Below are 12,478 nucleotides of genomic sequence, written 5' to 3'. Positions count from 1 at the left end.
ACTTTATATAAGTTTATAACTAATAATTTTAACAGGAATAAGTTGGCAAGGATTATCAGGACACTTAATTTTATTATCGGCAATACTAAAACCAGGTTTTGATAAGCTTTCTAGCTTGATTCGTTCCTTTTCAGGGAAAGATAAATATTTGGTCTGGCGCATTACAACATTTAGCTGAAACTGCGAAGAATTATCATAATCCAAATTAATATACTTATATACTTTTAGAGGATTTTTTATTGACCACATTCCTCTAATTCTTAAGTCGGTAATTTTTAATGGATCTACCTGATTAACCTTGCCTAGTTCTTTAGTTTTACTAAATACAACATTTGGTATTTGATTAACTCCAATTGCTATTTGTTGACTAATCCGTTTATATGTTTCTTTACTTGCAGCATAACAATCGCCATAAACAAACCATAATAATCTAAGTTTTTGTTCAGGTGTACATCCAATTGCATAGATAATATCTTTTTCAGTCCAAGTTTCGCAGTTCCGACAATCGGCTGTGATCATTGGACTATCTTGATATAACTTTGCAGTTGGGTATGAACTATTTAATGCTATACCAGAGCCGATTTTGTTAATTTTTTTTACTTCTATAGCATCTCCATTTTTTATCATTAAGTCTGGAGGATTATTTTGACTTCCTTGGTGAGAGAAGACTTGCTCATATTTTTTTGATTTTTTTATTGTATCTGTTTCAGATATAGTATCTGCAAATACATCTTTAATAAATTCTTCTAATGCTTCACCAATAGCATTGATTTTATTTTGACTTTTACTTTGATAGTAACTAACTAAATCAGGGATAGGATTGTTAATAATTGTGTTTATTGCTTGTAAAATGTTAGTCATATTTAAATAAATTTAAAGTATGGTAAGTAGGTTAATCTAATAATTAAACCTTAAATAACAAGGGTGATACTACAGTTTAATCCCCAAAACTTGGGTATAGGCTCCTCGCGCCTGGGTAACGCCGATAGTACGCTCTGCTGATTCAATCATCGGTCGTCTGAGACTGACAACAATAAATTGTGCTTGTTGTGCTTGCTGTTTGATCATTCTAGATAGTCGTTCTACGTTTGCCCCATCGAGAAACATATCGACTTCATCAAAGGCGTAAAATGGTGAGGGACGATAGCGTTGTAGCGCAAAGATAAAACTTAGTGCTGTAAGAGATTTTTCACCCCCTGACATGGAAGCAAGTCGCTGTACTGGTTTGCCTTTGGGGTGTGCAACTAAGTTTAAGCCACCATTAAATGGATCTTCGGAATCGTCTAATTGCAGGTAGCCATCACCATCAGAAAGTGTGGCAAAAATTGTTTGAAAGTTTTCATTAACTGCATCGAATGCTTCTTTAAAAGCGTGTAGCCTTAAGGTAGTAAAGTTTTCAATTCTTAATAGTAGTTCGGTACGTTCAGCTTCTAAGGTTGTTAATTTTTCTGTTAGTTCAGAGAGACGGGTTTGGGTACGTTCGTATTCTTCTAACGCCAGCATATTCACTGGTTCCATTGCTTGCAGACGTTTAGCAAGCGATCGCATTTGTGCTTGTAAATCCGCTAAGTTTCGCGTTTCTTCGTTATCTGGTACTGTGGGCAGAGGATCGGGTAATTCTGCTTGTTGTTCAGTGCGTTGTTGTTCTACTGTTGCTAGTTCTGTACGGCGGGTTTGTTGGGTTTCTTGGAGTTTTTGCAGTTGCCATTCTAGTTGTTGTTGGGTAAGATGACGCGATCGCAATTGTTGTTCAGTGCGATCGCGCATTTGTTTTTCTTCCCCTAATTTCTCTTCTAATTCTGCAAATGATGCCTGACTTCCAGCAATTTCATCACTGATAATTGATAATTGTTCGTTGATAATTGATAATTGATGCTGTTGTTGATTTTGTTGCGTTTCAAATTCTCCAAGGCGCTGATTTCCTTCTTCAATTTTTTCTGTTAAACGTTGTTGTTGATTTTTTAAATCTTGTAATTTTTGCTGTGCAGCACGTAAAGCTGTTTCTCGCGTTTGTAACTCTGCTTCCTCACCTTTAATGCGGGTTTGAATTTGTTGCCATTCGCTATGAGTTTGAGATGCTTCTAACTCTGCTAAAGTTTGCCGTAAAGCTTGTAAGTCTGTTTCCTTTGCAGGCAATTCTACCTCTAAAACTTGTAACCGTTGTTGAGCATTATTTAAGTCTTGAGTATTTTTAGATAATTGCGATCGCAGTTGTTCTTGTTGTGCAATTAAAGTCTTAATTTCTTTTTGCGACTGTTCAAAAATTAATTGAGTTTCCCGTCGTTGTTGTTTGGCTTCATTGAATTCTTGAGATAGATGTTTTGTTTTACTAGAAAGGTTAAATATTTTATCTGCACAACGTTCTAATATTTTTTCAATTTCTTCTAGTCGCACTTTTAAAGTAATAGTTTCAATTGATTCGCCAGCGTCACCTGTACCAAAATGTAAGCTAGATTTTTGATTAATACTACCGCCAGTCATCGCGCCACTAGCTTCTAAAATTTCACCATCTAAGGTAACAATACGATATTGACCTAAATGAACGCGGGCAGTATTCAGATTTTCAAATACAACTGTACTGCCAAAAACATAAGCAAAAATATTACGGTAACGAGGTTCGCATTCAACTAAATTAACAGCGTAATTAATAAATCCATTGGCATAACGTAAAGCTGCTGTTTCTGAAAATCTTGGCGCTTGAATTTTATTTAAAGGTAAAAATGTTGCGCGTCCAGCTTTTCTTTGTTTCAATATTTCAATTGCTGCTGCTGCTACGCCATCATCTTCTACAACTAAATTACCTAAACGCGCACCTGCGGAAGTTTCTAAAGCTAGTTGATAGCGTGGTTCAACTCTACCTAATTGAGCAACTAATCCACAAATTCCATATAATCCTGCCTGTAATAATATTTTAGTAGCAAATGTGCCTTGCGCTTCTTGTTGTGCTTGCGCTTGCGCTTCTAATTTATCTAGTTGGCGTTGTTTTTCTCTTTGTTCAGAAAGCAGGCGTTTTTGAGTATCTTGTTGAATTTGCAGTTCTTGTTCTGCTGCTGCTAAAGATTGAGCGATGACATGAACTTCATCAGAACAATTTGCTAATTGTTTTTCTAATTCTATGGTATCAGTTTGTTTAGCAATCAGTTGTGGTTCAGTAGTTTGTAAAAGGTGATTTTGCTCTGCTATTTTATCTGCTAATTGGCTATAACGTTCTTTTAGTTGTGCTTGTTCTGTACGTTGAGGATCGATGGTTTTGAGGATGGTTTCAATTTGACGACTGAGGGCGGTTTGTTGCTGTACCCAAGCTTCAGAGGCGGAGGCGATCGCACTCGCCGCTTCTCTACTTTGTTCTACTATTTGTTGAGCAGCGTTTCTTTGTTCTTCTAAAACAGCAATTTGCGTTTGGTGATGCTGTTGTTCTTGACTAAGTTGTTCTAATCTTTGCTGCTGTTGCTGACTATCACTTTGCGTTTGTTTAAGCGTTGCTCTAGTATTTTCTAAGGATAGATTTAACTCTTGTTGTTGTCTTTGCAGTTGGCGTTGTTCTGCTTGTTGATTTGCCAGTTTTGACTGTACAGCAATTAGTTCTTCTTCACCTAATGCTTTGACATGGGTATTGAGTTGATCTAGTTCAGCCGTTGTTTGCTGAATTTCTGCTGTGATTTGAGATAATTGTTCTGTAAGTTGATTATTAGTTTGATCTCCGGCGGCTATTTGTTCTTTCAGTTCCCATTCTTTTTGCTGGAGCGATCGCCATTTTAGCACCGCTTCCCACTGTTGTTTTTCTTGCAGTTCTGCGCGGAGTTTTTGGTATTTTTCTGCCTTGAGGCGGTCTTGAGATAAGCGATCGCGTTGTAAAATTAATTCTCTCTCAACAATGCGACAACTATCTTCTCGTTCCTTAACAGATTCTAAAGTTTCCTTTGCTTGAACAATTTTGCGGTCAAATGCTGCTACCCCAGCTAACTCGTCAATAATTTCTCGACGTTCCTTGGGGTTCATCGAGATAATGCTTGTCACATCCCCTTGCAGCACTACGTTATAGCCTTCGGGATAAACTCGCAGTCTATTTAGTTGTTCGTGAAGTTCCGTTAAGGTGCAAGATTCACCATTGATGTAGTAGTTCGAGGTATAACTACCTTGCTGAGTAACCCGCAGTCTACGGGTAACGCTCCAATCTAAAGATTTAGGTGTTTCTGTATCTTCCCCGCTTCCCTCCTCTGCTAAAGCTGACGGTGCATCACTCAAGTCAAATGTCACCGTGACACTAGCTTCGACAGTTCCGCGATGAGGTTGGTTGTGGTTAACTAAATCGGGAAGACGTTCCGCCCGCATTCCTTTAGAACTGGCGAGTCCTAAGCAAAACAGCAAAGCGTCTAGGATATTTGATTTTCCTGAACCATTAGGTCCAGAAACCACTGTAAACCCTGGTAGCAGGGGAACCTGGGTAGTGCCGCCGAAGGATTTGAAGTGGGAAAGTTCGACGCGCTTTATATGCACCATAGGCGCTGATTAGCTAGGCTGTGGGAAGTGGTACAACTGTATCAGAAGTTTAAACAGAATAGCATTAGTTGTGGTAATTGTCACAGATATTGGTCATTAGTCATTGGTGAAACAATCTTGACTGATGACAAGCTAACTTAAATGTTCAGTTTCTCACAGACCATAGTATAACTGTAACGGGCTATTAAAGTAGCAGAAGTGCGAATATAGGAGATTTAGGGCAAACGAAAGAAGGCGACCCCATGATCGCCTTAGAAACCCAAATAATTACAGTATGGATAATACCACATTGGTTCAAACTCAATTTATATTTAGCGATCGCCACAGAATCCCTGTCACCAACCAAAGTCGCTGTCTATTTAACTGCTTCACTGTAGCCCAACACCTCAGTATTGCCCTGAATCGCTATGTCAGCGTCTATGAGATTGAAACAATTCAAGAATGGCAATATGTCCTCTGGGTAAAAATTCAAGGAAAAAGCCCTAGATTTGTTAGTAAGAAAAAAATTCAAGCAGAATGCGCTAAACCTTCAAATTATGGCAGCATTGTAGTTAATCTTTCATCTAGAGTTGTTCCTAATATTTCTCCTGATGGTTCTAGTTTTGTAACTTATATTGGCTATGGCGATGAACAATTAGCTAGAAAAGCCAGATCATATATTCTCAGTCGCGGTTTGGCAATAACCGCAGATGTGCGTTTATCTGAGGGAATAACGAGCGAAAAGTGGGAACTAAAATTAATGGGAATGTCGTTAGCGACTGTGATGCACTTGGCGCAGAGGGAAGTAAATCAAGAAATTGAACAAAATGCGATCGCGGCTAGGCAGAAACAACAGCAGATGGGAGGCGATCGTATTGCGTGATTTCAGCTAATTAATACTTGTATAAGGTAGGGAATATGGATAGAGAAAACACAGAAGACACTACAATTTACAAGGTCGTTGTAAATGATGAGGGTCAATATTCAATCTGGCAGGCTGACCGAGAGAATGCGCTAGGCTGGCATGACGCAGGCAAAACTGGTCTAAAAGCTGAATGTTTAGCTTACATCAAAGAAGTTTGGACTGATATGAGACCTTTAAGCCTTCAAAAGAAAATGGCTGATATGTCTCCAAAGGAATAAACATTAAAAACTCAATGTGGACAAACAATTTTAGCCCATCTTACAATTAAAAATATATTGATTTAAATGTTAAATACAAGCAAATCTACTATTGGTGCTTGGGTAACATTTCCTCAACCAAATCCTCAAGCAAATCTACGCTTATTTTGCTTTCCCTACGCTGGTGGCAGTAGTGTAATTTTTCGCACATGGGCTAATAATTTACCAAAAAGTATTGAAGTTTGCCCGATTGAACTTCCAGGGCGAGGATCTCGTTTTATCGAAACGCCTTTTACTCGTCTTGATTTACTTGTGGAAGCGATCGCACCTTCAATACTTCCCTACCTAGATAAACCTTTTGCTTTTTTCGGTCATAGTATGGGCGCGGTTATTAGCTTTGAACTGACGCGCCTCATCAATAGAAAATATGGTTTACTTCCAGTCCATCTCTTAATAGCAGGTCGCCACGCACCCCAACTGAGCGATCGCCATCCTCCTATTCATACCCTCCCAGAACCTGCTTTTATACAAGGATTATGCCGATACAATGGTATGCCTAAGCAAGTGCTAGAAAATACTGAATTAATGGAAGTATTTTTGCCTATTATTAGGGCAGATTTTGCCATTTGTGAAACCTATAATTACACTAACGACCCCCCACTTTCTTGCCCTATAACTGCTTTTGGTGGCTTACAAGATTCTGAAACTAGCGTAGCGGAACTAGAAGCTTGGCGCAACCAAACAAATAATTCCTTTTCATTACATCTACTACCTGGTGATCATTTCTTTATTCAATCAGATCAACTACTTCTACTACAGTTAATTAGCCAAGTGCTAACTTAGTCCTGACAACATCAGGACTTACACACAAATAAAAAGTTGAGGCATTTTCAACGCCTCAACTTACTGATTTTTTAATTCTTAAATCGTTTTAAGAACCTCCAAAAACAGATTTTACTGTTGATTTTAAAGATTCCTTAGCATCCTTGAGGGTTTGACTAATTGGCTGCTGGGTGTGCAGGAAGACACGAGCGCAATTGCGTCCCGGCATACCTGAAATTGAACCACCTGGATGTGTACCCGCACCTGTGAGGTATAACCCATCAATAGGGGTTTTATAATTAGCTAATTCTGGTAGGGGGCGGAAAAACACCATTTGATCTAATGTCATATCAATATGGTAGTGATTTCCTTTAAGAAAGCCTGTACGTTCCGCTAATTCTGGGGGGCTTTCTATATGACGAGCGATAATCGAGTTTTTGAGATTGGGTGCATAATCTGCTATTTTGTTGATAATGCGATCGCCTACTTGTTCCTTCAACTCATTAGTCCAACCTGTACCTTTCATCCCTGTACCATCTTTACCCGCAATCTGGTAAGGTGCAAAAAACTCAATCCACATTGTATGCTTACCTTCTGGAGCCATTGAAGGATCAAGTACTGTAGGCACTACCACATATAAAGATGGATCTTCAGGAATCTTACCCACAGTTGGGTCACTATGAGCTACTTCTACCTGATTTACAGAATCAGCAATTAGTACAGAACCAATTAAATACTCATCTCGATGGTTGTGGTGTTCAAATCGAGGTATTTCAGATAAAGCTAGATCTACCTTAACAACACTCTCATTATTGTTAACAATTCGGCGGTCTAAACGTTCCCGTAATTCCGAATCAGCCTTATCTACATCACCAGCATCCACCATATTTAAGAATAGGCGCTTGGCATCAATATTAGAGATTACACCTTTCTTTGCTCGAAATTCCTTACCGCCAGCAACGCGAACGCCTACAGCTTTACCATCATCAACCAAAATCTTTTCTACTGGATGATCGCAAAGAACTACACCACCTTTGCTCTTAACCAATTTAAGTAACGCTTCGGTTAATGCGCCACTACCACCGCGTGGTCTTGCCATACCAGGATTATGACGCATTGCCATCATAATCGCACCAACAGAAATAGTTTTTTGGGAAGGAGGCGCACCCAATTCTGAAGCTAACCTGGAAAGAGGGGCTTTGAGAAATTCCTCATCAAACCACTCCTCTAAAACATCGCGAGGACTGGTGAACATTGTCCGAATAAAATCTAATGTTTTATCAGGTCCTCCCAACAGAGAAAATAAATCTTTCATTTTGGCAAGATCATAATTACCCGCCATATCAATTACAGACTTAGGCGGGGCATTAAATACCGGAATCATCATGCCGATAACTCTTTGCCAAAAGTTAGTAAATTCGGCATACTTTTCGGCATCACGGGTATTAAACTGAGCAATTTCTGCACAAGTTTTTTCAACAGAACCGTGGGCTAAAAAATATTTACCGTCTGGATGTGGGCAAAAGACAACAGGATCACAGTATAGATACTCTAATCCATACTTCTCTAGTTCTAATTCTTCGACAACAGGACCAAGATGAATAAATTCATGGTCGATAGAACAAAGGTTGAAACTAAAACCAGGTGCTTCTTCAGGCATTACTTCTTCTGTTGTTGCTCCTCCCCCAGGAATAGAGCGCCTTTCGAGTAGCAGCACGCTGTAACCTTCTTTTAATAGATAAGCAGCGCAAACTAGCCCATTGTGACCTGCGCCAATTATGATTACATCGTATGATTCCATTAATAATGCTCTGTTAAAGGGTATCTCTCTTAGGTTAAAAACCTTAACAGGTATAAGTGTCTACCAGACGAAATAAATTGCTAAGTAGCGGGGTGGAAATAAACGTAACATCAGGGCTAGTCATTGATCATTGATAATTGATAATTGATCATTGATAAAGGTATTTGGCGTAATGACTACGGTTACTCAAGCTCAGGCTTTTTGTGAAGGAATTCAATATTTTGGCGAACCGCTACCAGGTTTTGAGACTTACGGTAAGTCTGCTGCCATTGTAGAAGGTAAAATAGCGATCGCAGATCCAACTGACGTAGGCGCAGTTTTTCAAACCTTACTAGCGGCAGATGCGCTACGCTACCTAACGCTCCAAATCACAGCTAGTAAAGCATCTGGACACCCAGGCGGTTTTGCGAGTTCTGTTGAAGCTTATGCTGCTTTAGTAATGCTGGGGTACAAGAATATCCTTACTGAAGTAGGACATCACGCCCCTGGATTTTATAGTGCCATGTTTTTAGATCGATCGCTCGAAGACATGGGCATAAATACAGTACAACAATTGCGCGATCGCTACCGCGAAAAACACGGACTTCTCGGACACCTCTCCGGTTATATCCCTGGTATTCTCGCTCCTGCTGGTCCACTGGGACAAGGGCAACACTTCGCAATGGCAGCAGCATTATTACACAAAGATAAACTATTCCCCTTCACATTAGGCGATGGTGGATTAGGCGAACCATATATTATGAGCAGCATGGGGCATTTCCACACTGCTTATCCTAGCGCGACTAACTTTTTACCCGTCTTAGTGTGGAATGGTTTCAGCCAAGAACATCACAGCATGGTTTCCACCAAAACCAATGAAGAAATGATTGCTTATTGGCGTGGTAACGGTTTTGAAGAAGTTGTGCTAGTAAATGCCAAAGACTTTGACGATCAAAACCAACCAGGAGATTATATTGATAGCACAGCCTTTTCCTTCAAACAGCGCCTTGCATTTACCGAAGCTGTATTAGTAGGAATTGACCAAGCAGCGCGTTCTGCCTTAAATGGTAAGCTGACAGTATTCATTATCAAACAGCTTAAAGGTGCAGGTGTTCACGCCAGAGGTGCAAAATCCCATAACCTTTATCCTAAAGATACTTTAGATAGTCAACACATTTCCGCAGCCCTGAAAACACGCGCCTTATCTCCTGCTGCATGGGAACTTGTACGCACAAACTGCGAACGTGCTGGGGGTGGTTCTGCTGCTAAAACAGCAGTAACAGAATTTGAGCTACCATTGCCAGAATTAGGAGAATTACCTTTAACGGAACATCCCGTAGGTGGAGAAGCCAAAGTTTCCACGACAGAAATGGGGCGGTTAGTTGGTAAAGTAGGACAAATTGATAAAAATTTCATAGTCACCAACGCTGACGGTAACGAAGCATCTGGTATTGCTAACATCAACCAAGCTTTAAAAATTATCCACCCCACCAGCGACGAACTTTATAACCAAACACCAGACGGACAAGTTTACGAACCTTTAAGTGAAGACGCTTGTGCAGGTTTAGCCGTTGGTTTATGTTTGATGGGTGCTAGAACTTTGTGGTGTTCTTACGAATCATTTGCCATCAACGGTTTACCAATTTGGCAAACTGTCACGCAAGCAATGGCAGAATTGCGCCGTCAAACTCCTTCAACTATTACCTTATATACAGCAGGTGCATTAGAACAAGGACGCAACGGTTGGACACATCAACGTCCTGAAATCGAAGCATACTTTGCAGCGATGATGCGGAATGGTAATATTTTCCCCTTATTTCCACCCGATGCAAATAGCATTCAAGTTTGTTACGACTGGGCATTAAGTACTAAGAATAAAGGAATTGTGATTACAGCGAGTAAATCACCTTTACCAATTCGTACAACTTTTGAACAAGCGCATCAAGCATTAGAAGATGGTGCAATAGTATTGCATGAAATTCCAGGTGATAGAACAGTAGTTTTTGCTGTTATCGGGGATATGACACTATTACCTGTATTTGAAGCAGCAGCATTTTTAGAAACCGAAGGTATTGGAGTGCGGATAGTTTCTATTGTTAACCCCCGTCGTTTATATCGTCCCCATGATGTTGCTTGGGATACCTGTTCTCAACCCGATGGCGACTTTTTAGATGATGCCAAATTTGCAGAAATATTTGATGGTAATGCCTTAATTGGTGTTACAGGTGGCGCATCTGCAATGTTAGAACCTGTGATGTTAAGGAGTAATTGTAAGCGCGATACTTTTGCATGGAAACGTGGAGAAACTACCGCCAGTGCAGGTGAATTGATGGCGTTTAATGGGTTGACTGCGGAGGCGTTAACGAAACGTGCGATCGAGTTAGTGCATTAAAGATAGTATGCCCCTACCTGGGTTATAACTGGGTGGGGGATAGCATAATTAATAATTAAATAGATCCTACACCCTGAAGGATGAGGCTACACAGACAAAGCCCGCCTGCGCGGGCTAAAATAATTGCTTAAGCCTGCGTAGGCAGGCTTTGCTCGTATAGCTCCATCCTTCAGGATGCGAGAAGAAAATTATGCAAAGAAACTTTACCCAATTATATCTACATTGCATTTGGGCAACCTGGGATCGTTTACCTCTAACCACACCCGATATTAAAGATATTGTATACGCAGCTATTATCAAAGAATGCCAGCAATTAGGCTGCACAGTAATTGCCATTGGTGGCATAGCAGATCACATACATTTACTAACTAGCTTTACCCCAACCTTAACTATATCTGAACTTATCGGCAAAGCTAAAGGTAGTTCATCCCATCTCATCACCCATGAAATTAAACCTAATGAATTTTTTAAATGGCAAGGAGGTTATGGAGTTTTTACAGTCAGTCAAAACAACCTAGATCAAATTGGTAACTACATTAGAAACCAACCTGCACACCATAATCAAAAAAACCTAATATCTCAATGGGAAATATAAAGCCCGCGCAGGCGGGCTTTGTTTGTATGGTTCCTCACCAGATGCGGGTATGCGCTATTTTAATAAATATGTTTTGTTTCAGCGCGATCGCTTTGATTTATTAACAAAAATATAATGATTCCTTAACATTTAAAATATCCTCCCTAAGATAATTCCGACTTCATTATTACTCCTACATTAGGATGATGTATTAGTTCAATTAATTAAGCAATACTTAAAACTATTAATAATTGTAACACTCGCTCAATAGCCTTTACCTGAAACAGAAATGAGCAATAAGACGAGCCGTTCTTTTATAGGTAAGTATCATCTATATAGTGGCGAAAAACTTCATTGGCTTCCCCTAATTTTTTACCTTTTAAAAGCCATTGTCCCCAACATTTTGTCATGGGTAATATTTTGTGGATTTTATGGATTTTTAATATCTCTACTATACTCTATAGATAGCCCAGTAGCATTGCCCGATGAAAACGGTTTTGTGACTCAAGCCGTATTAAGTTTTAACATTGGTTTAACGCTATTATTAGTTTTCCGTACAAATACTGCTCACGAAAGGTTTTGGGAAGGGCGTAAACTTTGGGGTGCTTTAGTGAATGCTTCCCGTAACTTAGCTCGTGATCTTTGGATAGTAGTTAAAGAAAACGACCAAAAAGATAGAGAAGAAAAAGAAGCAATACTAAGATTAATTATTGCATTTCCTGTCGCAATGAAACTACATCTTAGAGCCGAGCCTGTCAATCAACAATTAGCGGCTTTGATGCCTGAAACTCAATATTTACGGATTAGAGATACCCAGCATCCTCCGCTACAGATTGCTTTTTGGATAAGTGATTATTTGCAACATCAAAATGATATTAACCATCTTAATATTTATCAGTTAACTCGTTTACATAAATTAGTAGATGAATTAGTAGATATTTTAGGAGGCTGCGAACGAATTTTAAAAACACCCCTGCCCCTAATTTACACCATTCTCCTCAGAAAACTGGTATTAGTTTATTGTTTGGTATTGCCTTTTGAAATAGTAAAAGATTTACATTGGTGGACTGGTGTATTAACAGCCTTTGTCTCTTTTACCCTGTTAAGTATTGAACAAATTGGCGCGGAAATTGAAGAACCTTTTGGTCACGATCCTAGCGATCTACCATTGGATGTTATTTGTACTACTATCAGGCGCAATATTGAAGAATTAATTGCACTGGCTCCGATTAGCACTCGATCGCAAAGATGAAGCATTAGTAGAGAGCTTTTCAAGTTTCTATTGTGATGGTTTCTTTGAAATGAGACA

9 protein-coding genes are annotated in these 12,478 nt (G+C 39.5%); 6 read left to right on the top strand and 3 right to left on the bottom strand.

The features are described 5' to 3' along the window. Positions 1-3: 3 nt before the first annotated feature. Both CRI9333_RS10480 and smc read right to left on the bottom strand, forming a co-directional pair. Positions 4-861 (bottom strand): NgoPII family restriction endonuclease, encoded by an 858-nt coding sequence (locus CRI9333_RS10480; protein ID WP_015203144.1) that lies wholly within the window; start codon positions 859-861, stop codon positions 4-6. A gap of 69 nt (positions 862-930) precedes the next feature. Next, positions 931-4,500 (bottom strand): chromosome segregation protein SMC, encoded by a 3,570-nt coding sequence (gene smc, locus CRI9333_RS10475; RefSeq protein WP_015203143.1) that lies wholly within the window; start codon positions 4,498-4,500, stop codon positions 931-933. A 274-nt stretch (positions 4,501-4,774) separates the two neighbouring features. Here smc and CRI9333_RS10470 point away from each other — a divergent pair, with 274 nt between their 5' ends. From CRI9333_RS10470 to CRI9333_RS10460, 3 genes are all read left to right on the top strand, one after another. Further along, positions 4,775-5,362, top strand: coding sequence for a hypothetical protein (locus CRI9333_RS10470; RefSeq protein WP_015203142.1), 588 nt, complete (start codon positions 4,775-4,777; stop codon positions 5,360-5,362). Positions 5,363-5,397: 35 nt separating this feature from the next. Continuing rightward, positions 5,398-5,622: an MbtH family protein gene (locus CRI9333_RS10465; protein WP_015203141.1), complete on the top strand. Its 225-nt coding sequence runs from the start codon at positions 5,398-5,400 to the stop codon at positions 5,620-5,622. Between the two features lie 66 nt (positions 5,623-5,688). Beyond that, positions 5,689-6,444, top strand: a complete 756-nt coding sequence (locus tag CRI9333_RS10460) for a thioesterase II family protein (protein ID WP_015203140.1) — start codon at positions 5,689-5,691, stop codon at positions 6,442-6,444. A gap of 88 nt (positions 6,445-6,532) precedes the next feature. Here the strand turns inward: CRI9333_RS10460 and crtO are convergent, their stop codons facing one another. After that, a complete protein-coding gene (gene crtO / locus CRI9333_RS10455) occupies positions 6,533-8,224 on the bottom strand; it encodes a beta-carotene ketolase CrtO (protein WP_015203139.1) in 1,692 nt (563 codons plus the stop codon). A 172-nt stretch (positions 8,225-8,396) separates the two neighbouring features. Here crtO and CRI9333_RS10450 point away from each other — a divergent pair, with 172 nt between their 5' ends. The 3 genes from CRI9333_RS10450 (at position 8,397) to CRI9333_RS10440 (ending at position 12,421) form a co-directional block, all read left to right on the top strand. Further along, positions 8,397-10,595: a phosphoketolase family protein gene (locus CRI9333_RS10450; RefSeq protein ID WP_015203138.1), complete on the top strand. Its 2,199-nt coding sequence runs from the start codon at positions 8,397-8,399 to the stop codon at positions 10,593-10,595. 190 nt (positions 10,596-10,785) lie between these two features. Beyond that, on the top strand, positions 10,786-11,190 hold the full coding sequence (tnpA, locus tag CRI9333_RS10445; RefSeq protein ID WP_015203137.1) for an IS200/IS605 family transposase: 405 nt from the start codon (positions 10,786-10,788) through the stop codon (positions 11,188-11,190). 268 nt (positions 11,191-11,458) lie between these two features. Continuing rightward, entirely contained in the window at positions 11,459-12,421 is a 963-nt protein-coding gene (locus tag CRI9333_RS10440) for a bestrophin family protein (RefSeq protein ID WP_015203136.1), read from the top strand. Positions 12,422-12,478 lie beyond the last annotated feature (57 nt).

Source organism: Crinalium epipsammum PCC 9333, assembly GCF_000317495.1.
In the GTDB taxonomy this organism is placed as follows: domain Bacteria; phylum Cyanobacteriota; class Cyanobacteriia; order Cyanobacteriales; family PCC-9333; genus Crinalium; species Crinalium epipsammum.
Note: the sequence above shows the minus strand (reverse complement) of the source record. Positions and strands in the feature narration are given on the sequence as shown.